This window comes from Bifidobacterium sp. B4111 (assembly GCF_026537235.1).
In the GTDB taxonomy this organism is placed as follows: domain Bacteria; phylum Actinomycetota; class Actinomycetes; order Actinomycetales; family Bifidobacteriaceae; genus Bombiscardovia.
Genome location: NZ_JAFNMO010000001.1, coordinates 831,063 through 854,930, shown reverse-complemented (window position 1 = coordinate 854,930; position 23,868 = coordinate 831,063). Strand labels below are relative to the sequence as shown.

Below are 23,868 nucleotides of genomic sequence, written 5' to 3'. Positions count from 1 at the left end.
CAGACATTGCTCGCTGCTTGTTCCGTCTGCTTAGTTAGTAGCGAGAGAGGATGAAAAGGTTCATATTAATTTTTATCTCCACCGGCGAGTTGAGTATGCCAGGCAAGAGGGGCTGTAAGGATAACAGCAGATAGGAGTCCCACCGTCAGTACGATGGTCCCTGCCCAGGCTGCGGTTGTAGTGGGTACCGAATTGACCCATGCCGGTAGGAAAAATGATGACCTCAAGTTCTGCAAAGTTCTCAATAGCGGTGCAAGTACCCCTAGGAGCAGTGCAATCCACGAGCATTGCCATATGCATAAGAGGGCCACAATATTCGCCAGGAGTGTTATGGGGGCTATTGTTTGGGCAATAACTGGCAAAGGCCTTATTCCAGGGTTGATGACAGTGACAATCAACAAGGCTGCTCCCCCGACGACAATGTTGGAGATAAAAGCCAGCAATAGCCTAGTAGCTACTACAACTTGAGGTCCTAGGGGCATACTGAGCATTAATTCACGATCGTCTTTAATGGAAAAGACCAGGATAATTGTCAGTGCCATGTTGAGCATGAGCATATTTGAAAAGATATGCATACCGAGACTGCCGTAACGTACACCTTGCATAAGGTTGCTAATTAAGACGTAGCACGCTGCTATCGCAATTTCTGCCAGTAAGATATATCGCGGTATGAGGCGGAATTGGGCCCGAATAAGTGGGCCACAGGAACGTACTTGGCGCATGAACGGAAGCGGTTGATCCGTTGCCAGCGGCGGCTTCTGGTGGATGGCCTTCATTACGCTAGTAAAAGCCGGAACTGCCGGCCGGGCATTCTGCTCTTTTTCCCTAAGCGCCTCTTGAACTTCACCCCGGTATTCTTCGGTGACTGGGCCTGTGCTATCTGGGCTTGTGCTCTTATATCGGTCTGTCATAATCACGCCTTCAATTATCTCTGGCTCGGCACTTCTTGGGTTTTGACTGGAGCGAGGTCGGTCAACTGCGGGCGCAGGATCTGCCTTGCCCGGGCAATGCGAGATTTCACAGTCCCAACTGGAACGTCGAGCAGGGAGGCTATTTCCGGGTAGGGTAACTCGTGGAGCCAGGCCAGCGTCACCGTGTATGCCATTTCTGCTGGGAGTGCATCAATCCTTTGCCGTATTATTTCCATCGTCAGATCCTTATTGACCAGTTCTACAGGCCCCAGCTGATCATCGGTTATCGAGTCAAGTTCCACCTGAACCATTTGGTCAGGTGGTTTCGGTTTGCGACGTTTCATATAGATTTGCCGCCGGGCAATGCTGAGTATCCAGGTAAGCACCTTGCTGTCTGCGCGGAAGGTTTTTGAGGAACGCCAGCAGCCCAGCCATGTGTCAGTAAAAACTTCACTGGCATCTTCATCGTCGGATATTCGCAGGGAAATAAAGGCTTGGACGGTATGAGCATACTTATTGTAAAGTGTTTCAAAGGCCGATTCATCGCCGTCAGCCACCATCTTGATCAGCCTTATATCATCAGCATCTGGATCAATGCGAGATCGTTTCACTGATGATGTCCTTCTCTGTGTTGTCTACATCCTAGATATCGTTCTGCATACTGTTATGCAAGCGGTTATCGTGGTTATGCTCCATTACTATTACGAATGTACTGGGATGCTGATTTTAGGGTCGCCCATACTGTGAATTTAGTCGCGAAGTCGCAGGGCAACCCATTACTGTCTGTGTATGAAGCTGGTTCTTTTCAGGTGTCCTAGCGCTTATTTGCGTCCTTTCAAATACTTCCGTACCTTCTTCAGGGCCCAGTCGTAATGGCTGGAGGTTGAAGAGATGAAGGCAGAGCCCAAGGTAGAGTTTCCTGTCCATGGGAGGGCGCCCTTGGTGAATAGCTGTTCGTTGGTGAACGATTGCGCCAGGGCCATGACCTTCTTATGGGATTCGATAAACAGGTTCAAGGCCTGATCGTAGGTGGTGTCATCATGCTTGTCACGCAGCTTCACATTCATTTCGCCGTAATTACGCCAGTTGTAGCCGTCAGGAAGAAAGTCGTGGGTCCTGCCCTGCTGGTTGTCCTCCACCCAATTCAACAGCAGCTGATGCCACTCGTAGAGATGGACGAGCACATCCTTGATGTTCCTGTCGCGTGCCCAATGGGCCCCCTTCTCCTTGCTCAGATCGAAGGAAAAGCGGCCATTGCGTTCTTCAGGTGTCAGCGGCTCAAGCAGCGCCACGAGTTTGTCGAAGCCATCATCAGCCGCCTTGATGAGTTCTTCCTTGGTAGTAGGTCGCGCCATGACGGTCCTCCATTTGTCTGTTGTTGACAAGGTTTGACTGGTTCATCGTCACCTGTCACGGTATGTCATTGACTGTACCCTATATGGGCCTTGCAAATGCTCGTGTGTAGGAAATCGTCGCATACTCCTGTGTTTACCTGTATTGGTGGGAAGCCATCAAGTGCTCACAGATGCACCTACCAATTTAATTCATCAAGCCGAGCGCTGCATATACCGACTTAATTTATTTAACAAGAGGCATGAGGGAATGGCAGAGGTCGGCAGGTTTGCTGTGGCTCAAATATGTAACCGGGCTTAGGCAGCAGGACTTTATTACTCGCCTATGGCATGAGATATGACACTGACAGAGTTCTCGAATCTGGTGGTCAGAGCTTGGATTCCTGTGGCTGCGGCACCAAGCAGGGATGCGATGAGCACCACTACGATCCAAGCGCCCCATTGCACGCTCATCTGTGCTTTGCCCATGAAGCGCAAGAGCATGAAGGTCAGGGATGAGGTGCAAAGCAAGGTGGTGACCAGGGAGAACAGTGTGCTGGTGATCATAGTGATGATGCCATCAAGTGCGCCCAATACTCTGAGCTGGCCGATTCCAGCACCTGATACGTAGGTCAGCGCCAGATCAAGCCCTCTGCCTTTGGAAGTGATCAAGGTGCCTCAATTGCACCTGTTATCGCGATGATCAGTGGCGGTCCAGTGACCGCCAAGAGACTTGCAAACATGTCTGCGGTCGCCGGAACAGTGCTATCTGGTGTGGGGGGCAAAGTGACTTGCATGGTGGTGATCATCGTGCTCAACCCTCCGCTGACGGTCATCAGCAATGACAGACCTGCAGTCATCGGGATGATCGCCGCTCCCTGGCGCTGTATGCTGCCGACAGCCTGCTGGCCTGCCAGCCTCCAGGTTCTGGATCGCAACGCCACAATACGCGTCCATATCGCCGTGAAGCCGGGCAGGGGGTATGGCGCGAAAGCTGCAAGCGAGAATATCAGGAGGAACATGCCGCCCATGGCGAAGGCGAGAAATACCGTCATCCGATCCGCAGCGGCATTGCTGCTCATCTGACTGGCAGGAGGGTTAGTTGCAAGTGCAAAAGCTGGAATCAGCAACATACAGCCCGCGCCAATCAAGCATACGATTCCCAGGAGGAAGCGGAAGACACCTATCTGCTTTGGCGGGTTCTGGGATTGTCTGAGGGCTTCCATTGGTCGTATTTTCGAGAGCGAACGGATAGTCAACAGGGTGCTTATGAAGATGGGCGCAACGCTGAAAGCGAGGCCTTTGCCCAGCGAATTGAACAGGTGGCTGCTGGCATATGTCAAATGCAAATCGAGTGGATTTGTCACCATGGCGAAGATCAAGGGCGTAATCACTGGCAGCAAAAGGCAGGTGGCTGCAATAGACAGGATGAATAATCCCATGACTATCAGCAGATTCCAGGCCAGCAGTTGCCTAGGCAGAGCGCCTTGTAAAACCATGAGCGCCAGTTGATGCCGTCGTTGATTCAGTGCTGAGTTCATGACCCATAGCAACACAGCTACGGTGATGATCACGCTGAATGTTAAGGCGGGACCAGTGTATGTGGATCCAAGTTCCTGCTCCGGGCCCTGATAGTCCTGATCAATGATTGCGGCGACCGCAATGAGGGAGCAGATGACAGTCTGGGATACGACCATGGCCAGCAAGACGGCGCTCCAGACCATGTGCGCTGCTTTGAGTTCGGACAGGGCGCCTCTCATGCCATGGGCGCTTTCGCAGAGAATGACTGGCTGATTCGGCCATCGCGCACGGCAAAAAGCCGATCGCACTGACCCGCCACCTCATTGTTATGTGTCACCAATACGATGGTTTTCTTTTCGTGGTTGGCAAGTTCCTTCAGCACCGATATGACCTTTTCTCCGGATTCCTGATCCAGGGCGCCAGTCGGCTCGTCCGCGAATACCACGTCTACGTCGGACAACAGGACGCGGGCCAGGGCAACACGTTGCTGCTCGCCGCCCGACAGCAGGGTGACGCTTTTCTTTTTCTGATCGATCAAGCCAAAGTACTTCAAGAGGGAATCCGCCGTCTTTCTGGGAAAGCGGGATCCGCGAAGAGTGAATGGCAGAGCCAGATTCTGTTCGACTGTCATGCTGGTGATCAGGTTGTAGGACTGGAATACGAAGCCTAGATGCTGGCGTCTGAACTTGGTCATGGCCGACAGCCCCAGACGGGTTATGTCCTTGCCCAGCAGAAGCACAGTGCCGCTAGTGGCCTTCTCCAGCCCAGCCAGGCAGTACAGCAGCGTCGATTTGCCGCTGCCTGACGGCCCGATGATGCCGGTCATCTCCCCCGGATAGGCAGTGAACGCTATGCCATTGAGAATGGTCAGTGAATCGCCGCGGCGCGGGGAGACCACCATGGACAGCCCCGTAGCTTCAATCGTTGGTGTCGGTCCTCTGCTCACGCTTATGCTGGGGTTATTCATAGTTGCATCTTTCCCTTGGATGATCATCGACGACCTTCCAGACCGAGGCATCTACGCCCAGTAATGCTGATTCGCCTCGCAGATGTCATGTGCCCTCGTTCGTCGCTTGACCCTGCATGACGGTCATCCTTGTCGTCATCAGTCAATTCCATTGATATCAGCGAAAGAAGGGATGAAATACCCTGATTTACCCTGAATTATCCCTGACACGGCCCTGATTTTTCGAAATAAGAGGCATGATCAGGAGGGCATGCTTACGCGGCGCCACCGGTAATGTCAGCAGCGCCGAGAATCAGCTGATTACTGTTGCAGCCTCATTCGCTAACAAGCAGCAGGGATTTGATGGCGGTGCGCTGGTCCATGGCCTCATAGGCCTCCTGGATGTGATCCAAAGCAAAGCGCTGGGTGAAGACCTTGCCTGGCTGGATGCTGCCCTTGAGCACCTGATCAAGTAGCAGATGCCTGTCATATGTGGTGACTGCGGCCGTGCCTCCTCGCAGCCCAACATTGCGCCAGAACAGCTTAGAGGTGTCCATGGTAGCCTGCTGCGGTACGCCGACCCGGCCGACCACTGCGCCGGGCCGAGCCACCTTGACGGCGGTATCTGTGGACAGTTCGGTGCCTACGCATTCCAGAACCGCATCGGCTCCTGCTCCGTCGGTGAGGGCCATGACCTGCTCCACAGCAGCGTCGCCACGTTCAGCCACGATGTCAGTGGCTCCGAATTCACGCGCCAACCTCTGGCGGTCCTCATGCCGGCTCATGGCGATGATGCGTTCGGCCCCACGCAGCTTGGCTGCTATGACTCCGCACAGACCCACCGCTCCATCGCCCATGACCACGACCGTATCGCCATCTTTGACCTGGGCTGTAGCGGCTGCATGATAACCCGTGGCCATCACGTCGGAGAGGGTCAGCAGGGAGTCGAGCATGTCGTCGCTGTAGTCCTCAGGCTGGCCAGGAATCTGCACCAAGGCCCAGTCCGCCTTGGTGAATCGCAGATACTCGCTCTGGTAGCCGCCGCTCCCCCGCCTGTCCGGATCAAGGCAGTCACCATCGAAGCCGGCCCTGCAGGCCGCGCAGTGCCCGCAGCCATGAGTGAAGGGCGCGATGACGAAGTCCCCTGGCTTGACATGAGTGACCTCCGAGCCCACCTTTTCGACCAGGCCGATGGCCTCGTGCCCTACTTGACTGCCTGAGGGCATTGAGGAAATACCCCGGTACCACCATAGGTCGGATCCGCACACGCAGGCCCGGATGACCCGAATCACGGCAACTCCAGGCTTTTCAATGGTCGGCATCGGCGCTTCCTCCAGCTCGATGCGGCCCGGCTTTACAAACTTTGCTGCCTTCATGCTCTTGCTCCCCATTCTTCACTACCTGGCATATTCGCCTGCCAAGTATGCGGATGAAACATAGTCTACGGAGTTCAATCCGCTTGAAGTCAAGTCGATGCCTTATTGTGCGCGATTCACCGAGGTTCGGACAAGATTGTTACGTGGGAATACGGTCATAAGATGCAGTCATATATGCCGTATAAGGGTGGCGTATCGGGATACCGTCATATGTCTTGTGACTCGGCCGAACCGAACCACAAGGGATCAACTCACTTGGAAGAGCTTTTAGGACTGCCAAGTTCCTTAAGGAAGGCGGCATAGGCCTGGGGATTGCGATGGTTTTTACCCGCTTGAACGATCAGCCCGTGATATTCGCGCAGATCGTTCAGTGGCCATTGATCAACCCGAATAAAATCCGCCTCGTACTCTTCACCCTCTTGGTATGACCGCAGGGAGGCCCAACCCAGACCGTCCAGCATTCGGCGTGCATAGGCATCCCAAATGAAGCAGCGCTGGCCGAAGGCATAGAGCCGTATGACATCCGCCGTCTCGCGTCCAACCCCGGCAATGGTGAGCAGGTCGTCACGCAGGCCTTCATCCGTGCAGTCCTCAACATCGGCCGTGCGGATGCCATGAGCCAGCAGCCACTGAGCCAGGGCTTTGCAGGTGCGTGCCTTGGCCTTCATGAAGCCGCTTGATCTGATCAAGTTTGTCAGCCTTGTCAGGTCGACGTCGGCCATGTTGCAGGGGTTGAGCAGATCGGCTTCGCGCAGCTGCTCGATGGACATGGCCGCGTTTCCCCAGGCTGTATGCTGGACCAGCACCGCTCCGATCATCATTTCGAAGTCGGTCTCTGCCGGCCACCAATTCTGCAATCCCAGACGAGCGAGCAAACGTGAATACAGCCACCTTGAGCAACCGGCATTTATCCTGCCTGAATTGCCCATGACGCCTCCACCAAATTACTTGACGCTTTTCATGGTAACAGCTGGCTCCAGCCGGTGCGGAGCGAGTCAGAGAGTGGTAGGCGCCTGGGCGAAGTCAGTGATAGCGCCATCGGCCTCAGAGCGAATGGCATCCCAATCCTTGGCCGAAGACTGGTCGTACATGGCCCAGACTTTCATCCCAGCGCGTTTGGCCGAATCGACGGCGACCAGAAGATCCTCGAACACAGTGCAGTGGTCAGGTGGTAGGCCCAGCATCCGCGAAGCCAACAGGTAGATTTCCGGTTCCTCCTTGCCAATGCTTTTGGCATCATCCACGCTGCAGACCTGGTCGAAACAATCGGTCATCCCAGCGTGCTTCAGAGCAGCCTGTCGCAGGCGCGGAGGGAGGCTGGTTGCCACAGCCAGGGCGGCACCGCTGGCTTTTAGCGCTTGCAGGTAATCGAGTGCGTGTGGCTTGGGTTGTACAGCTGTGGCGTAGAGCAGGAGCGCGTCCTCGTTCCATTCCTCCACAAGATCTTCTGGGCGCTCGTCAAGGTGGAAGCGGTCGATGGTGTATCTGGCGATGGCACCGGTCTGCATAGAGGCCACTACAGATGCGTAATCGTCCGGCATGGGGATGTTGCGACGAGCGAAGAATCGTTGGTCGATTTCCTTCCAGACTCCCATAGAATCCAGAAGAGTGCCGTCGAGATCGAAGATGGCGGCCTTACCAACGTTGACTTTTATTCCATTTTCGCCCATGCCGCAAATTCTCCTATTCGCCGAAGTTATTCATAGTAGCATGACCTCAGATCGGGTCTGGCTCACCGGGTTTGAGCCAATGTTCTCCCCAATCAGCCTTGGCTTCAGAAAAGTAGGTATGTTCAACAGTTTAATGTCGCCACGACAGGCATCAATCTGGGCGATTGTCAATTATTTTGCGCTCAGTGAGTGAAAAGCGTATAAAAGTTGAAGAAGATATACAATATTGGTTGAAACAATGTTAGCATGCAAATACTAGAGAAAATCATCGAAAAAGGAGACTTATGGCTATTCAAGAAACAACAGCGGCTCTGGCTGATCCCCTGCGTCGTCGTGTGCTGGATCTTTTGGAGCAGGGCGGCATGGAGGCGGGACGCCTGGCCGAAAAACTGGGAATGACGCCATCCAAGCTGTCCTATCATCTGCGGAAGTTGAAAGAAGCAGATCTGATTGTCGGCCACAAGCAGGGCACCAGGGTCATCTACGAACTCAATCTGAGTGTGCTGGACAACACTATTCAGTGGCTCTACCGCCTGCGGACCAGCGCCAGCGACAAGAGAAGTGTGTCTGAGCCGCAGACTGTGAGCAAGGAAACTGGTTCGACGGCGGTTTCCGAGTCCTAAGGAGATTCTCATGGCTGATGGCGGCAAAGCGGGTCGGTTCGTCCCGACCTTGGTCGTGGCTCAGTGGTTGCCGGGGATGATCATGCTGGGCGTAAGCTGCTTAGTGGTCAATCGTCTGCCAAACGAAAAGGTCCCGCTTCATTGGAACGCACAGAACCAGGTGGATCGCTGGGGCTCTCCCCAGGAGCTGGTTTGGATGCCCTGCTTCTGTCTTGTCATTGCGCTGATTTGGACCATCCTCATGCTCGTCCTGCGCGCATATTTGATTAAACGTGGTGATGAAGTGGGACATACCTTGACCGTTTTTCTGCTTGGTGGTCTATGCATGCAGATTATTTTCACTGTTATAGATCTGTTCGGATTAGCTGTTGCTGATCCTCATTGGGGATGGTGGCCGACGGATTTCGGCATTGATAAGGTCGCCATGCTTTTGACCGGTCTGACTCTCATAGTCATCGGCAATCTTGCTCCTAAAACCAGATCCAACGGCATCAGCGGTTTTCGAGTGCCAGGTGCCTACGCCAGCCGCGAGGCTTGGCGCCATTGTCAGCAGTTTGGCGGGGTGCTCTTCATGATTCTGGGCGTGGTCATGATCCTGTCTGCCTTGGCTTATAGCGGAGTCAGACTCTACTGGACCTGTGGAACGGCTCTGGCAATCGTCCTTGTACTCATATGTGCCTATGGTTCATACGCTGGCAGAAAGTATGCCGGGCAGGGCGGACCCGTGTACCACCGCTAGTGCTTATATGCAATTAGTGGTTTGAAGGAGACTGCAAATAGCAGATCTGCATATACGTAATGGGGACTATCTGAATCTTTTGGAAGGATTTGGAGGTCCCCTAAATACAACAAATGTCCAGAAACACAGTTCTTTCTACAAGGATTTGCAGACAAGGCCGTCTAGTCGAGAAGGCAAGGTCCCTGGGCCGACTTAAGAGCTGGGCCAGGGACCTTCTTCATTTGCGCTTCTTCTTTTCGCGGATATGCACGGAGATTTGGATGGGAGTGCCCTCGAAGCCGAACTCCTCGCGCAGGCAGCGTTCCAGATAGCGGCGGTAACCGTGCTCCAGGAAGCCGGTGGCGAAGGTTACAAAACGCGGCGGCCTGGTGGAAGCCTGGGTGGCGAAGAGGATCCTCGGTTGCTTGCCGCCTCGCAACGGATGCGGGTGTGCAGCCTGAACCTTGCCCAGGAAGGAGTTGAGCTTGCCGGTCGGTATGCGCTTGTCCCATGATTCCAGAGCAGTGCGCATGGCCTTGGCCAGCCGGTTGGTGTGCCAGCCGGTCTTGGCAGACAGGTTGACCCGTTCGGCCCAGGTGACCCGGTCGAACTCGGTCTGCCAGAGCCGCTCGAGACGCTGTCGGCCGAAGTCGTCCAGCAGATCCCACTTGTTGAAGACCAGGACGATGGCCCGACCCGCATCCACGGCCTGGCTCATGACCTTCAAGTCCTGATCGGCGATGGGCTGGGAGGCATCGAAGAGGATGAGTGCCAGTTCTGAGCGTTCGATGGCCGCCTGGGTGCGCAGACTGGAGTAGTACTCGGCACCCGAGATCTTGTGCAGGCGACGCTTGATGCCGGCGGTGTCGATGAAGAGCCAGTCCTCGCCGTCCACCTGTACCACCTCGTCGACCGGGTCTCTGGTGGTGCCGGCCACATCGTGGACCACGGCCCGCTCCTCGTGAGCCAGCTGGTTGAGCAGGGAGGACTTGCCCACGTTGGGCCGGCCGACCAGGGCCACCCGGCGCAGGCCCTCCGGGGTGAGGAATCCCGAGGTCTTCTCAGCCTTGCTGAGCTGTTCCAGCGCGGCGTCCAGCAGATCACCTATCCCCCGGCCGTGCATGGCGGAGATGGCATAGGGTTCGCCCAGGCCCAGCTTCCAGAATTCGGAGGCGGTGTAGTCGGCCATACGGTCATCCAGCTTGTTGACGGCCAGGACGACCGGCTTGCCGGCAGCCCGCAGCATGGTGACGATCCGCTCGTCGCTGGCGGTCAGCCCCACCTGGCCGTCCACGACCAGAATGACGGCATCAGCCAGGGACACGGCGACCTGCGCCTGGGAAGCGATGGCGGATTCGATGCCCTCCACATCGCTTTCCCAGCCGCCGGTGTCCACCAGCTTGAATTGGGTGCCGGCCCATTCAGCCTCGTAGCTGACACGATCCCGGGTCACGCCAGGGGTGTCTTCGACTACGGCAGCACGGCGGCCGAGAATCCTGTTGACCAGGGTGGACTTGCCCACGTTGGGCCTTCCCACCACGGCCAGCACGCCCACGGCCTTGGGGCCTTGGTTTTGGTCATCCTGGCTCTCTGAGCCGCCCTCCAGCAGAGCACGGTCTTCTTCATCCAGCTCATAGTCGTCCAGATTGCGGGCGTACTCGTCGTAGGAGTCCTCCTCCATGGCCGAGGAGACCAGATCGATCAGGATCTGCAAGGTTTGCTCGAAGGTCAGATCGGAGTTGTCCACGGTGGTCACCCCGTCGGCTGCGCTCATGAAAGAGGTGACCTTGGAATCCCGGGCATCCCGGGCAGCCAGATCCTCGGCGCCGGCTGATCCAGCCTGGGCCTGGCCGCTGCGGCGGGCCTGGCGGACCTCCTCACGGGCTGTCAGGAGTACACGGACCTGGGCATCCGGGGCCACCACGGTGGTCATGTCCCGTCCTTCGGCCACCACGCCGCGCTCCTGGTCGGCCATGATGGCCCGCTGGGCAGCTATCAGAACCCGGCGCACGGCCGGAATCGAAGAGACCACGGAAACATGCTCGGAGACCCTGGTAGAGCGTATCTCTTCATCCACGTCACGACCGTCCAGGCTGACAGTGGGATGTTCGGGGTCGAGTCCCATGACCAGGTGGCCACCGGTGATGGATTCGGCCACGGCCTCGGTGATCGCCTCCTGGTCGGGCTGGTCCGCGTCCAGGTCCAGCCCGCGGTCCATGCACCATAGGGTGACCGCCCGGTACATGGCGCCCGTGTCCAGGTAGGCCAGGCCGAAATGCTTGGCCAGGGCCCGTGAGGTGGAGGACTTGCCCACTCCCGCAGGGCCATCGATGGCGACGGTGATCACAGTCCGACCTCCTTATCCAAGGCCTTGATCTCGGCGGCGGAGAGCACCCGATAGGAGCCAGGACGAATCTCGCCCAGCCGGATGGGGCCGATCTGGGTGCGCACCAACCGGGTCACTGGGTAGCCGATGGCACCGAAGATGCGCCGGACTATCCGGTTCTTGCCCGAATGCAGAACCACCTTGACGATGGTGTGCTCGCGGTTGTGGTCGATGATGGCGCAATGGTCCAGGCGGATCAGGCCGTCATCCAGCTCCACGCCCTGGGTGACCAGCCGCCGGCAGACATTGCCGCCAATGTGGCCGCTGAGCGTGGCGATATAGGTCTTCTCCACCTCGTAACGCGGGTGCATGACGTGCTGGGCCAGCTCACCGTCGTCGGTCATGAGGATCAGGCCCTCGGAGTCATAGTCCAGCCTGCCCATGTGGAAGACCCGCTCGTAGCGGTCCCCGATGATGTCGCGCAGAGTGAACCGACCCTTGGGGTCGTCCATGGTCGAAAGGACCTTGCGCGGCTTGTTCAGGGCAAGGGTGACATGCTTGTCGTTCAGATGGATGCGCGATCCATCAACGCGGATCTGCTGGTGGGATGGGTCCACCCGGCTGCCCAAGGTGGTGACCAGCTCGCCGTCGACCTCGACCCTGCCTTGGGTGATGATCTGCTCGCATTTGCGACGAGAGCCGAATCCGGCCTGGGCCAGCACCTTTTGGAGGCGGATGCCTTCCTCCCCCTGTTCGCGCGCTCTGATCGCCTGCGTGTATGGATGTGGCATCGTTCTCCCAACGTGGCCTGATAGATATGTAACGGTTAACGTTCCGGGCGACCGCAGCCGCCAAAAGGTCATATCATACTATATCGGAGCCTAGGGAAGTGTTGTTGGCTTGCCCTAAGCTGGAAGCTGTTGTTGTTCATTGTCGTCGAAGGGATTGCAAGGTGGGGAACATGACTATGGAAGCAAGTGCTGAGCCGGTCCTCGAACAGGCCGACGGGCAGGTTGCCGCAAAGCCCGTCCGCAGGCGGATCAGGCCTCGTGATGTTCGTTGGATTCGTGCCGCCGCCGAGCTGGCGGGCACCTTCCTGATCTGCGCGGTCATCTACCTGTCCTACAGCTTCGGCCAGCTGGTCATGGGCCAGCCCAGTGTGGTGCTGCCGGTCCTGGGAACCGCCCTGACCTACCTGGTCGTGACGGCCATGTTGGGCGGCGTCTCCGGCGGACACTTCAACCCCGCCGTGACCGTGGCGGCCATGTTCACCTCACAGATCAGCATGGTGGACGGGCTGATCTACATCGTCGCCCAGGTGATCGGCGCTATCGGCGCTGGCGCACTTGCCGTTGCCCTTGTGCCGGTCAGCAAATCCGTGCCAGACAGGACCTGGCTCATGTTCTCGGTCAACGGTTTTTCCGGCGGCTCACCCGCTGCGGCCACCCTGGGTCAGCAGCACATCGCCTTCGGGGCGCCCATGGCCATCGTGGTTGAGCTGATCGGCTGCATGATCGTGGTGGCTGCGGCCATCACCACCCTGCGCTCTGACGGCCGTGCCCGCCGCAATCATGCTCTCTACACCGGGCTGGCCTATGGCGTCGGCGTGCTGGTCACCTACCCCATCACCTGCTCGGGACTGAACCCGGCTCGCTCCACCGGTATCGCCATCTTCGCCCAGTCCAAGCACATGGCCGTCAGCCCGATCTCCCAGCTCTGGCTCTTCTGGATCTGCCCGCTGCTGGCTGCCTCTCTGGTGGCCCTGGTCATCATCATGACCAGCATCATCACCGACAACATGGCCATGCGCGCCATGGGCGCTGCCACTGATGCGCAGCGAGTTGCACAGGTGGATGCAGATGCTCAGGCACAAGCACAAGCTGATGCTTTTGCCCCCGGTGCTCAGGCTCAGTTGGGCCCGGATGCTCAGGCTGAAGCCTTTGCTCCTGCTGGTGCCCAGGTTCAGGATCAATCGGCCCAGGCATCACCTGCTCCGGTTCAAACCCCTGTTGCTGATACAACTGACACGGTCGCCCCTGCGGACACCACTGCTCAGACCGTCGATGTATCGTCTCTATCCGATTCCGATGCAGAGCAAGATGCTGATGCTGGAAAGGATGCTGTTGCCCCCGCTAATGCAGGAACCATTCCCGATCTGCAGGTCGAGCCCCTTCATACTGCTTCGGAAACAGAAGACAGTGATGATCAATCCGAAGACAAGCCTACTGAAAGCTGAGAGGGGTCACAGCATCAGCTGAATGCTGGTGTAGGTGACCAGCAGGCCGATGCCCAGGGCGATGCTGATGAAGGCATCGAAGGGCACCGACCGCACCTTCCAGGGGCTGCGTTCATTGAGGATCAGGCGCAGGGCGCCGCAAACCAGGGCCGCGACGGACACCAGTCCAGTCGCGGCCCATGTGTATCCGCAGAAGGCCACGAGCGCGGCGACAAGCACCACGAGAAAGATGATGGCCTCGCAGATAGGACGACCCTCCTGAGCCTCCGAGACGAAGGGGTGGCCTCGACCAGAAGTCTTGGGCGGTTGCGGGGGCTTGAGGTTCGGATTTTCGGTCTTAGCCGCGTCTGCCATGTTCTCCTGCCTTCTGCATATGCTCTGTCGGTTCGAGCCTACCAGTGCTGTTGACGCAAAGCGACCGTGCCGCCATCGCCCTTGGACGATGATGGCACGGTCGCTGTTTCAACAAGGAGCCGGAGCAGTCCGATCAGTTCTTGTGCTGGAAGATCAGATGCTCGTTGGCGAAGGTGTCGAAGCCCAGGCTGTAGAGCTCGCGGCCGTAGCCGGAGTTCTTGACGCCACCGAAGGGCAGTTCAGGCATGGTCACCCATCCGCCGTTGATGAAGGTCATGCCGGTCTCGATGCGACGGGCCAGGACATCCGCATGGTCGGTATCCGAGGAGAAGACCACACCGCCCAGGCCGTAGCTGGAGTCGTTGGCCAGTTCAATGGCCTCATCCTCGTTGGCCACCTTGTAAATGGAGGCCACAGGGCCGAACATCTCCTGGTTGTAGACGGGGTTGTTACGGTCGATGTCCGTCAGAACCGTCGGGGTGAAGAAGGCCCCCGGCGAATCGTATGGCTTGTTGCCGTAGGCGACCTTGGCTCCACCGGCCACAGCGCTTTCGACCTGCTTGGCCAGGTTGTCGCGTGCGGAGACCATGCACATGGGGGCCAGCGTGGTTTCGGGGTTGCTGGGATCGCCCAGAACCGCGTGCGAGAAGGCATCGACGATGAGCGAAACGAAGTCATCGTAGCGATTCTCCGTGACGATGAAACGCTTGGAGGAGGTGCAGACCTGGCCGGCGTTCGTCAGCCTGGCACCCGGGGCCACCTTCTTGAGCAGATCCCAGTCAGCGTCATCCAGGACTATGAAGACGTCGTTGCCGCCCAGCTCCATGGAGGACTTCTTCAGGTTGGCTCCAGCCGACTTGGCCACGGAGGCGCCGCCGCGCTCCGACCCGGTCAGGGCCACGCCAGAGACGCGGGGATCGGCGATGGCACGGTCCACCTGGTCATAGTTGACAAAGAGGTTGGTCAGGCTGCCCTCGGGGGCTCCTGCTTCTTTCACGGTCTGTTCGAAGGCCACAGCCGAACCCGGCACGTTGGAGGCGTGTTTGAGGATCATGGGGTTGCCCAGAATGAAGTTGGGGGCGAACACGCGCATGATCTGGTAATAGGGGAAGTTCCAGGGTTCAACCATGAACACGATGCCGGTGGCTTGCTTGACGTAGTAGGCCTTGCCAGCGGGGTTGTCCAGGGGGACGGGAGCCAGCAGCTCCTCCGCGTGGTCGGCGAAGTAGTCGGCGATGTCTGCGCACAGCTCCACCTCGGCGCGGGCCTCGCCCACCAGCTTGCCCATGTCCAGGGTCAGGTTGGCTGCCAGGGTGTCCTCGTTCTGACGGAAGAGCTTGGCGACCTGACGCAGTTGTGCGGGACGGTCACCGGGGCCCTCCTGCTTGCGCCAGGTCTTGTAGAGGTCATGGCCACGGGCCAGGGCGTTCTCCAGGTCTTCATCGGTGGCATCTGGATAGGTCTTGATCAGTTGGTTGTTAAAAGGATTGACTGTCTGATAGGTCACAATATCTCCTTCGAATTATGGGTACCTAGTCAGCATCATCGCTGGTCAGTTCATTCAGCATATCACCGCATTGGACCCTGCGGTCAAAGAATTTGCCGCAGGGCGACATTTGACCGCAGGGTCCGGTTTCATCAGTGGAAGAAGTGGCGTGTCCCGGTCAGATACATGGTCAGATCGGCGTCCAGGGCGGCCTTGATCACCTCAGGATCACGGATGGAGCCACCCGGTTGCACCACGGCCCTGATGCCGGCCTGGATCAGATATTCCAGACCATCCGCGAAGGGGAAGAAGGCATCGGATGCGGCCACTGAGCCCTTGGCCCGGTTACGGCCCTCATCCAGCGTGTTGGCCCGCTCGACTGCCAGGTGGCTGGAGTCAACCCTGTTGACCTGGCCCATACCGATACCCACGGTGGCTCCCTGGTTGGCCAGGAGCACCGCGTTGGACTTGACCGAGCGGATGGCCCGCCAGGCGAAGGTCAGATCATCCATGGTCGTCTGGTCGGCTGGGTTGCCGGAGACCAGACGCCAGGTGGAGGGATCGTCCCCCGGGGCGTCGATCAGGTCGGGCGTCTGTACCAAGGCTCCCCCGTCGATTTGACGGATGATCGGGCGCTGACGCGGGCGGCGTTGCACAGACAGGATGCGCAGGTTCTTCTTGGTTCGCAGCAGGTCCAGGGCCTCGGGCTCATAGCTTGGAGCCACAATCACCTCGGTGAAGACCGGCTTGATCTGCTGGGCCATGGTCAGGGTGACCGTGCGGTTGGCGGCGATGACCCCGCCATAGGCGCTCATGGGGTCGCAGGCGTGGGCGCGGCGGTGGGCCTGGGCGATGTCCTCCCCCACGGCCAGACCGCAGGGGTTGGAGTGCTTGACCACGGCCACTGCGGGCAGGTCGGGGAAGTCCCAGACCGAGCGCCAGGCGGAATCCGCATCCACGTAGTTGTTGTAGCTCATTTCCTTGGCTCCGCCCAGGTGCTCTGCGGCGGCGAAACCGTCCCGGTCCAGCGGGTCCAGGTAGAGGGCGGCCTTCTGGTGGGGGTTCTCTCCGTAGCGCAGTTGGCTGGCTAGACGCCAGGTGCGGGTCAACGCTTGGGCTGGTTTCTGATCCTCGGCCTTGTCCTGCTTGTCGTCAACCCATGTGCGTGCTGTCCACTCGGCGATGGCCGCGTCATAGGAGGCGGTCAAGGCGAAGGCTTCGGCAGCCAGACGTCCGCGTTCGGCCAGGCTGAAACCGGTGCCTGAGGCGATGCGGTCAGCGGCCAGGGCATAGTCATCAGGGTCGGTGATCACAGCCACGCTGGCATGGTTCTTGGCGGCGGCCCGGATCATGGCAGGGCCACCGATGTCGATGCGCTCCAGGCACTGGTCAGCATCGGCGCCCTCGAGGACGGTCTGTTCGAAGGGGTAGAGGTTGACCACCACCAGGTCGAAGGGGGCTATGCCCAAGTCCTTGAGTTGCTGGACATGGTCGGGATTGGTCATGTCGGCCAGCAGCCCGGCGTGGATATGCGGATCCAGGGTTTTGACCCGGCCGTCAAGACTCTCCGGAAAACCGGTGACCTTTTCCACCGGGGTGACCTGGACGCCCAGATCCTGCAGCTTCTTTGCGGTGCTGCCGGTGGAGACGACCTCGGTGCCTGCCTGGCGGAAGGCCGATGCCATGGCCTCAAGACCCTGCTTGTGGTAGACCGAGACCAGTGCTCGGTTGATGGTTCGATTCGTGGTGACCATGGAAACTCCTACTCCTATGCTTGAATGCCGAGGCGCCCCGCCACCTTCGGACCTACTTGCCTGGTCTGCGGGTGGACGAAACCTGTCGTGGTGTGTCTGCTCGGTCGGTTGCCTTGGACTCCTTTCTCCCCTGACCGCGTGATTGGTTGTGTTTTTCCTTGTTTTTCGCCTTGGCGGAATTTTTTATGGTGTCTGCCTGGCGCAGATAGTCAATCAGGATGTCCTTGATGATGTTCAGGGCGGCGATGACGAGTGCCAGCAGCCATACTCCCAGCAGACCTACCCCCAGGGAGGTCCCGATCATGCGCAGGGAGGAGGCTATGGGCACGCCCACTCCGGCAAGTCGCTGGCGGCCCAGGGCCCCGTTGGAGAGTTGGAAAAGCAGGGCAAGACCGAGCAGGGTGACCAGCCAGGTCAGGGCCATGGCCAAGGTTGCCATCAGGAAGCAGACTGCGGTATCTCGGGATTTCAGTCCCGCTTGGTGCACAGCGGCGTGAATTCTGACACCCCATGGTCCGGTCAACAGCAGAATGCCCGCAACCACTCCGGCCAGCAAAGGCAGGTTGAGCAGGAGCAGACGAACCTCCTGCCGGGAGACCGGCTCTGGGAACAGCCCGAAGAGGGGCAGCGAGGGCAGACTTGAGGCGTGTCCGGACCAGAGGGTGAAGGTCGCCAGCCCGCCGATGTTGAAACCGCTGCCGAAGAGCCAGGAGGCAGTCCAGATGATCAGATTGGGTAGCCAGGCCAAGGAGGCCAGACTGGTCGTTACAGCCGAGGCGGTGCCCATACGCGTCAGTTTGAACAGGCGGCCCACGTCTCCGTGATAGAGGGCGACCCATACAATCAAGGCGATCAGGCCGGCGACCAGCATGGCGGCCAAAAGCATCAATCCGGCCGTGAGACCCAGCCCAATGGTCCTGCGGACCTGAATTGGTAAAGATTCTTTGATGCGTTTGGTGAAAGCCTGGCGGAACGGTTCAGAGCGGACCCAGGCCCAGCCGTAACCCAATAGGAAGACCAGGCTGGTCCGCAAAAGAATGACCGGGGTGGTATCCACCTGGACGGTCTGGCTGCCCTGCATGAGGATGAGGCTGCACAGCACCCAGACGACCAGGCCGGCAATGCAACCACCGACGGACATGCCCAGCCGTCTGACCAGGGAGCGAATCATCCAGATCAGCAGACCGGTCAGCAGCAGGGGGATGATGGTCAGGGTCAAGGCCCCGGCCGTGAACCCACAGCCCTGGGTGAGCAGGGTGATGGTTTCTGTCAGGGCCACAGTGGCCATGGACAGTGATGGCCCGCCCTCCTCAATGGAAATGATGAGCAGGAGCAGGGCCATGCAGGAGCCTAGGGCGACAGTGTAGATAAGTATGGCTAGGAAGGCCTCGAGGGCCCCCCGGAGCCACACTTTCACCCTGTCGGTCATATGATGGCATGCTCCCGTAGCAGGTCGCGGGTTAGCCGGGCCGTCTCGCCGGGTGTGGTGCCCACCTTGATGCCGACGGACTCAAGCACTTCCTTCTTGTCGGCGGCTGTGCCCTTGCCGCCCGAGATGATGGCCCCGGCGTGGCCCATCTGCTTGCCCTCTGGGGCGGTGAAGCCGGCGATATAGGCCACGATGGGCTTGGTCATGTGGGTGGAGGCCCAGTGGGCGGCCTCCTGTTCAGCCGAGCCGCCGATTTCGCCGATCATGACGCAGGCCTTGGTCTCTGGATCGCGGTTGAAGGCTTGCAGGGCCTCCAGCATGGTGGTGCCCACAATGGGGTCGCCGCCGATGCCCAGGCAGGCGGTGAAACCGATGGAGGACAACTCCCCCATGAGCTGATAGGTCAGTGTGCCGGACTTGGAGACCAGTCCCAGCGGGCCGCGACCGGCGATGCCCTGCGGGATGATGCCCAGGTCTACGCCAACGCCGTTGGGTCGGTCGGACATGGTCATCAGTCCTGGGCAGTTGGGACCGACGATGCGGCAACCGCGTTCCCTGGCCAGGGCCACGCAGTATGCGGTATCGGCCACGGGAATGCCCTCGGTAATGACCACAATCAGGGTGATGCCGGCCTCGATGGCCTCGACCATGGCATCCTTGGCGAACCTGGGCGGGACGAAGACCACGGAGGTGCGGGCTCTGGTCGCCTGACGGGCGGCTGCGCAGTCGGCGTATACGGGCACATGACGGGTCTGGCCGTCCGGACCGTCGAAGTCGACCGTCATTCCAGCCTTGCGGGCATTGACTCCGGCCAGGATATTGGTGCCTGCCGCCATCATGTGGGCCGTGTGGACCATGCCCTGGTGACCGGTCATGCCCTGGACCATGACGGGGGCGCCGTCTTCAATGAAGAGGGTCATCGTCCCGTCTCCTTTCCTGCCTGGGCGGCCAGGGCCACGGCCTGGTCTGCCGCCTCCTCCATGGTGCGGGCCACCTTGAGCCGAGGCTGTTGGGCCTTGGTCAGCAGGTCCAGCCCCTCGGCAGCCTCATTGCCGTCGAAGCGGACCACAATGGGCCGGTCGTCGTTCTGGTCCTGCTCACCCTCGGCATCCACGGCGGCCAGGATGCCCTGGGCCACCTGCTGGCAGGAGGTGATGCCTCCATAGACATTGACCATGACCGAACGGACCTTGGGATCGGAGAGGACCACGTCCAGGCTGGTACGCATGACTTCAGGAGAGGCTCCGCCGCCGATGTCGAGGAAGTTCGCGGGTCCGATAGGAAGGCCCTGGCGGTGTCCTGACCCGGCCACCGCATCCAAGGAACTCATGACCAGTCCTGCGCCGTTGCCGATAACACCCACCTGACCGTCCAGATGGACGTAGTGCAAGCCCGCAGCCTTGGCCTTGGCTTCCAGGGGGTCGACCTGAGCTGGGTCCGTGAACCGCTTCCATCCGTCGTGCCGGAAGGCTGCGTTCCCGTCCAGGGAAATCTTGGCATCGAGGGCATCCAGGTGCTTGGTGGCCTCGTCGTCCGGGTCGCCCACCTTGGCCAGGGGGTTGATCTCGACCAGGGTTGCATCGCTGTCCTGGAAGGTGTGCCACATGCCCAGAAGTATCTGCGCGGCCTGCTCCAGATCGGCATGGTAGAAGCCGATGCGCTCGGCCATGGTGCGGGCGGCCTGCCTGTCGAAATCCTCCAGGGGGCCGATGTGCAGGCGCCGAACCGATTCGGGATGCTCGCGGGCGATGGTCTCCACCTCGGTGCCGCCGCTGGCCGTGGCCAGGACATCGTAGTCCCGGGAGGTGCGGTCCACCGAAATGGACAGGTAGTACTCGTGCAGGATGTTGCGAGCTTCGGTGACCAGGATCCCGCTGACCGGATGGCCATCGATGTTCATGGGCAGGATGGCCTCGGCCAGTGCCACGGCCTGCTCGTGATTCTCGGCTCGCTTGACGGCTCCCGCCTGTCCCCTGTGGCCGATGGTGGCCTGGCCCTTGATCATGCAGGGATAGCCGATGATGTCGGCTGCCTGGCCGGCCTCTTCAGCGGTTGAGGCATAGACGGCCCTTGGCTGGGAGATGCCATGTTCAGCGAGCAGCTGCCTGGCCTGGTATTCGTACAAATCCATGGTGATGGTCCCCCAATCGTGCTCAGGCGGGCATGTTCATCAGGCAGGTGACCGGGTAGGCGCCCAGGGCCTTGCGACCGTCCAGACCGTTGAGCTCCATGACGAAGCTGAGACCGGCCACCTGGCCTCCGGCCTGCTCCACCAGACGTGCAGCTGCCTGGGCGGAACCGCCGGTAGCGATCAGGTCGTCGACAATCAGGACTCGCTGGCCAGGGCGCAGGGAGCCCTGCTCGATTTCGATGCGGGCGTTGCCGTATTCGAGTGCGTATTCCTGGCTGTAGGTAGGATCGGGGAGCTTGCCAGCCTTGCGCATGGGCAGGAAGCCCTTACCCAGATCGCAGGCCAGCTGGGGGCCGATCAGAAAGCCGCGAGCCTCAAGCCCGGCGACCAGGTCGAAGTCCTCCGGCTTGACGGGCAGGGTGCGCTTCATGGCGTCGAGAATAATGGCTAATCCCCTGGGATCCGACATGGCCGGGATGAAGTCCCTGAAAAGGATCCCCTTCTTGGGAAAGTCCGGAATGGTACGGATCAATGAGATCAGATAAGCGGCGTCGTCATCGCCCACCTGCTTAAGTTCTCCAACCTTGATATCGTCCGATTGAGCCATGATCTTCTTTCTGTTTTGCTCCTTGGAAGTGGTTGCCGGGGCCATCATACGCGCGCCGCGTTTCCGTTCGGAGTTAGCCTGACGGAAGGTGTGGCGCGCGCATGACCTTCAGGACTTGGCGGAAGTCGAATCCGAAGCCTTGGAATCCTTGGACGCATCCGATTCGTCAGCGTCATCGGACTTTTCCTCATCCTCAGTCTCGGCCTTGTCTGATTCGTCTTCCGGCTCTGGTTCGGAATCCGACTTGGATTCGGCCTCATCCTTGTCCTCGGAAGCGGCAGAGTTCTCTGTGGCAGCATCGTCGGCGGCGGTGTCTTCAGCGTCGGTGACCTCGGCTGGGGCATCCGCATTCTCGGGCAGGGGGTTGCCGTTTTCGTCAACCTCGTCGTCGTGGATATAGGCGGGGACGATGGGGGGCTTGGTGATGGCCTGGATGCGCCAACGGGACTGCGAACCCTCGGAGTCGATGACCACCTGCTCCTTCTCCAGGTCCACGGAGACGACCTTGCCAAGAAGACCAGTGGTGGTGGCTACCTCGTCACCGGGCTGCAGGGATTGGCGGAAGTCCTGGACGGCGGCCTGCTGTTGCTTGCTCTTGCGGGAGCTTCCCCACATCATGGCGATCATCAGGGCGATGATGACGATCATGAAAAGCATGGATCCCATGGTTGTTTCCACTCCTTGTTTTGGCGGGCATCAAACGGCGATGTGCATTGCTGCAAAGACCCCAGTCTAGAACAGCTTCATGACATCCTCGGGCGGTTTGCGGCCCAGGTGCTCCCAGGCCTTGGTTGTGGCCACACGGCCCTTTGGGGTGCGCACCAGGAAGCCCTCGCGCACCAGGTAGGGCTCACAGACCGTCTCGACCGTCTCGGCCTCCTCGCCCACCATGGCGGCCAGATTGTTCAGGCCCACGGGACCGCCGTCGAAACTGTTGACGATGGCCTTGAGGACGGCCAAATCCAGGCGGTCCAGCCCCTCAGAGTCAATCTGGTAGAGGGCCAGGGCCTGCTTGACGTCATCGGGGCCGACCTGGGGAAGATCGTGGACTATGGCCCAGTCGCGCACCCGGCGCAGTAGGCGGTTGGCGATCCTGGGCGTGCCACGGGAGCGCAGGGCCAGCTGATGGGCGGCATCATCCTGCAGGACAATGCCCAAGACCTTGGCCGACCGTTCGACCAGCTTCTCCAGCTCCTCCTCCGGGTAGAAGTCCAGGTGGGCGGTGAATCCGAAACGGGCCCGCAGGGGTGAGGGCAGCATGCCTTCACGGGTGGTAGCGCCGATGACCGTGAACCTGGGCAGGGTCAGCGGAATGGAGGATGCTCCGGGGCCTTTGCCCACCATGACATCCACGCGGAAGTCCTCCATGGCGATGTAGAGCAGCTCCTCGGCGGCCCTGGGCAGGCGGTGGATCTCGTCGATGAAGAGCACCTCGCCGGCTTCCAGAGAGCTCAGGATGGAGGCCAGGTCGCCGGCATGCTGAACGGCTGGGCCCGAAGTGACGCGGATGGGCACCTCCAGCTCGTGGGCGACGATCATGGCCAGGGTGGTCTTGCCCAGGCCTGGAGGGCCTGCCAGCAGGATGTGGTCCGGGGCCACGTCCCGCTTTTTGGCAGCCTCCAGGAAGAGCCCCAGCTGGGCCTTGAGCCGGGGCTGGCCGATGAACCCGTCCAGGGTTTCCGGCCGCAGCTCCTCGTCGCTGACCGGCTCGCCTTCGATGGGCCGGGCCGAGACCATCCGCAGGGATTCCTCCTGGGCATCGCCATTCTGGGAGTCGATGTATCCCGTAGAGATCTGCTTATCAGCCATGGGTCAGCGCCCCCTGTCCAGCCGGGTCAGGGCCTGCTTGAGCACCTTGGGAATGTCGGCCGACTGCAGGGGCAGGGTGTAGCCGCCCTCGTTGCAGGTCTGCTCCACGGCCTGCTCGGCATCACGCTGTAGCCAGCCCAGGGAGATCAGTCCCTCAACCACCTGGTGGGCGCCGTCGTCGGTCTGGGCAGGTCCCTGCTTGCCTGTGCCGGCATCCAGATCCAGCTTGCCGGAGAGTTCGAGGATGATCTTCTGAGCGCCCTTCTTGCCCAGGCCCGGCGCACGAGACAGGGCCGCAGCATCGCCGTCAGCCACGGCCTGGGCCAGCTGGTCCGAGTTCAGGGTGGCGAGGATGGACAGGGCCACGCGAGGTCCGATGCCGCTGACCTTCTGTAGCTGGGCGAAGAGGGATTTGGAGGTGCGGCTGAGGAATCCGTAGAGGGTCAGCGCGTCCTGGGTCAGGGACAGGGCGGTGTAGACGGTGACCGTGGATTCGGCCCGCATGGAGGCCAGATCCGATTGGGGCATGCGCACCTCGAAACCCACACCCGAAACATCGATGACGGCAGAGCCTGTTTCGATGGCGGCCACCCGCCCGGTCAGCATTGCCAGCACTTGATCACCCCTCGATGGAATCGAA

24 protein-coding genes are annotated in these 23,868 nt (G+C 59.7%); 3 read left to right on the top strand and 21 right to left on the bottom strand.

Translation table 11 applies throughout. The features are described 5' to 3' along the window. Window positions 1-65 precede the first annotated feature (65 nt). The 9 genes from J3T93_RS03915 to J3T93_RS03875 form a co-directional block, all read right to left on the bottom strand. The gene (locus J3T93_RS03915) at window positions 66-911 is read right to left on the bottom strand and encodes a hypothetical protein (protein ID WP_267430567.1); all 846 of its coding nucleotides are present in this window, start codon (window positions 909-911) and stop codon (window positions 66-68) included. Between the two features lie 14 nt (window positions 912-925). Next, window positions 926-1,522, bottom strand: coding sequence for an RNA polymerase sigma factor (locus tag J3T93_RS03910; RefSeq protein WP_267399989.1), 597 nt, complete (start codon window positions 1,520-1,522; stop codon window positions 926-928). Window positions 1,523-1,732: 210 nt separating this feature from the next. Next, a complete protein-coding gene (locus J3T93_RS03905; protein ID WP_267399988.1) occupies window positions 1,733-2,266 on the bottom strand; it encodes a ClbS/DfsB family four-helix bundle protein in 534 nt (177 codons plus the stop codon). A gap of 312 nt (window positions 2,267-2,578) precedes the next feature. Further along, window positions 2,579-2,914, bottom strand: a complete 336-nt coding sequence (locus J3T93_RS03900) for a hypothetical protein (RefSeq protein WP_267430566.1) — start codon at window positions 2,912-2,914, stop codon at window positions 2,579-2,581. Next, window positions 2,911-3,966 (bottom strand): hypothetical protein, encoded by a 1,056-nt coding sequence (locus J3T93_RS03895; protein ID WP_267430565.1) that lies wholly within the window; start codon window positions 3,964-3,966, stop codon window positions 2,911-2,913. Before J3T93_RS03895 ends, J3T93_RS03900 begins: the two co-directional genes overlap by 4 nt. A 32-nt stretch (window positions 3,967-3,998) precedes the next feature. Further along, window positions 3,999-4,709 carry an ABC transporter ATP-binding protein gene (locus J3T93_RS03890; RefSeq protein ID WP_267430564.1) on the bottom strand — a complete coding sequence of 237 codons (711 nt, stop codon included), beginning with the start codon at window positions 4,707-4,709 and terminating at the stop codon, window positions 3,999-4,001. Window positions 4,710-5,044: 335 nt separating this feature from the next. Then, window positions 5,045-6,085: a zinc-dependent alcohol dehydrogenase family protein gene (locus tag J3T93_RS03885; RefSeq protein WP_267430563.1), complete on the bottom strand. Its 1,041-nt coding sequence runs from the start codon at window positions 6,083-6,085 to the stop codon at window positions 5,045-5,047. 251 nt (window positions 6,086-6,336) lie between these two features. Then, the gene (locus J3T93_RS03880) at window positions 6,337-6,960 is read right to left on the bottom strand and encodes an endonuclease III domain-containing protein (RefSeq protein ID WP_267430562.1); all 624 of its coding nucleotides are present in this window, start codon (window positions 6,958-6,960) and stop codon (window positions 6,337-6,339) included. Between the two features lie 120 nt (window positions 6,961-7,080). Next, complete coding sequence (locus tag J3T93_RS03875) at window positions 7,081-7,755, bottom strand: HAD family hydrolase (protein ID WP_267430561.1); 675 nt, start codon at window positions 7,753-7,755, stop codon at window positions 7,081-7,083. A gap of 284 nt (window positions 7,756-8,039) precedes the next feature. On the opposite strand from J3T93_RS03875, the gene J3T93_RS03870 reads away from it, so the two are divergent. Next, entirely contained in the window at window positions 8,040-8,378 is a 339-nt protein-coding gene (locus J3T93_RS03870; protein ID WP_267430560.1) for a metalloregulator ArsR/SmtB family transcription factor, read from the top strand. 10 nt (window positions 8,379-8,388) lie between these two features. Beyond that, window positions 8,389-9,117 carry an SdpI family protein gene (locus J3T93_RS03865; RefSeq protein ID WP_267430559.1) on the top strand — a complete coding sequence of 243 codons (729 nt, stop codon included), beginning with the start codon at window positions 8,389-8,391 and terminating at the stop codon, window positions 9,115-9,117. A 217-nt stretch (window positions 9,118-9,334) separates the two neighbouring features. On the opposite strand, the gene der is transcribed toward J3T93_RS03865, so the two are convergent. Both der and J3T93_RS03855 read right to left on the bottom strand, forming a co-directional pair. Then, a complete protein-coding gene (der, locus tag J3T93_RS03860; protein WP_267430558.1) occupies window positions 9,335-11,443 on the bottom strand; it encodes a bifunctional cytidylate kinase/GTPase Der in 2,109 nt (702 codons plus the stop codon). Next, a complete protein-coding gene (locus J3T93_RS03855) occupies window positions 11,440-12,213 on the bottom strand; it encodes a pseudouridine synthase (protein ID WP_024627734.1) in 774 nt (257 codons plus the stop codon). Before J3T93_RS03855 ends, der begins: the two co-directional genes overlap by 4 nt. 170 nt (window positions 12,214-12,383) lie before the next feature. Between J3T93_RS03855 and J3T93_RS03850 the strand changes: the two genes are divergently transcribed. Then, a complete protein-coding gene (locus J3T93_RS03850; protein ID WP_267399977.1) occupies window positions 12,384-13,658 on the top strand; it encodes an MIP/aquaporin family protein in 1,275 nt (424 codons plus the stop codon). Between the two features lie 6 nt (window positions 13,659-13,664). Here the strand turns inward: J3T93_RS03850 and J3T93_RS03845 are convergent, their stop codons facing one another. From J3T93_RS03845 to ruvA, 10 genes are all read right to left on the bottom strand, one after another. Then, window positions 13,665-14,012 carry a DUF3017 domain-containing protein gene (locus J3T93_RS03845; RefSeq protein ID WP_267430557.1) on the bottom strand — a complete coding sequence of 116 codons (348 nt, stop codon included), beginning with the start codon at window positions 14,010-14,012 and terminating at the stop codon, window positions 13,665-13,667. Window positions 14,013-14,145: 133 nt separating this feature from the next. Further along, window positions 14,146-15,519 (bottom strand): NAD-dependent succinate-semialdehyde dehydrogenase, encoded by a 1,374-nt coding sequence (locus tag J3T93_RS03840; RefSeq protein ID WP_267399975.1) that lies wholly within the window; start codon window positions 15,517-15,519, stop codon window positions 14,146-14,148. 131 nt (window positions 15,520-15,650) lie between these two features. Beyond that, window positions 15,651-17,252: a bifunctional phosphoribosylaminoimidazolecarboxamide formyltransferase/IMP cyclohydrolase gene (gene purH / locus J3T93_RS03835; RefSeq protein ID WP_267430556.1), complete on the bottom strand. Its 1,602-nt coding sequence runs from the start codon at window positions 17,250-17,252 to the stop codon at window positions 15,651-15,653. Window positions 17,253-17,304: 52 nt separating this feature from the next. Further along, on the bottom strand, window positions 17,305-18,681 hold the full coding sequence (locus J3T93_RS03830) for a DUF6350 family protein (RefSeq protein WP_267430555.1): 1,377 nt from the start codon (window positions 18,679-18,681) through the stop codon (window positions 17,305-17,307). After that, complete coding sequence (gene sucD, locus J3T93_RS03825) at window positions 18,678-19,601, bottom strand: succinate--CoA ligase subunit alpha (RefSeq protein ID WP_267399970.1); 924 nt, start codon at window positions 19,599-19,601, stop codon at window positions 18,678-18,680. Before sucD ends, J3T93_RS03830 begins: the two co-directional genes overlap by 4 nt. Continuing rightward, a complete protein-coding gene (gene sucC / locus J3T93_RS03820; protein ID WP_267399968.1) occupies window positions 19,598-20,812 on the bottom strand; it encodes an ADP-forming succinate--CoA ligase subunit beta in 1,215 nt (404 codons plus the stop codon). Before sucC ends, sucD begins: the two co-directional genes overlap by 4 nt. A gap of 22 nt (window positions 20,813-20,834) precedes the next feature. Then, window positions 20,835-21,419, bottom strand: coding sequence for an adenine phosphoribosyltransferase (locus J3T93_RS03815; RefSeq protein WP_267430554.1), 585 nt, complete (start codon window positions 21,417-21,419; stop codon window positions 20,835-20,837). Between the two features lie 108 nt (window positions 21,420-21,527). Further along, on the bottom strand, window positions 21,528-22,085 hold the full coding sequence (locus tag J3T93_RS03810) for a preprotein translocase subunit YajC (protein ID WP_267399965.1): 558 nt from the start codon (window positions 22,083-22,085) through the stop codon (window positions 21,528-21,530). Window positions 22,086-22,151: 66 nt separating this feature from the next. Continuing rightward, window positions 22,152-23,228, bottom strand: coding sequence for a Holliday junction branch migration DNA helicase RuvB (ruvB, locus tag J3T93_RS03805; protein WP_211120622.1), 1,077 nt, complete (start codon window positions 23,226-23,228; stop codon window positions 22,152-22,154). Between the two features lie 3 nt (window positions 23,229-23,231). Continuing rightward, on the bottom strand, window positions 23,232-23,843 hold the full coding sequence (ruvA, locus tag J3T93_RS03800; protein ID WP_121914658.1) for a Holliday junction branch migration protein RuvA: 612 nt from the start codon (window positions 23,841-23,843) through the stop codon (window positions 23,232-23,234). Between the last annotated feature and the right edge of the window lie 25 nt (window positions 23,844-23,868).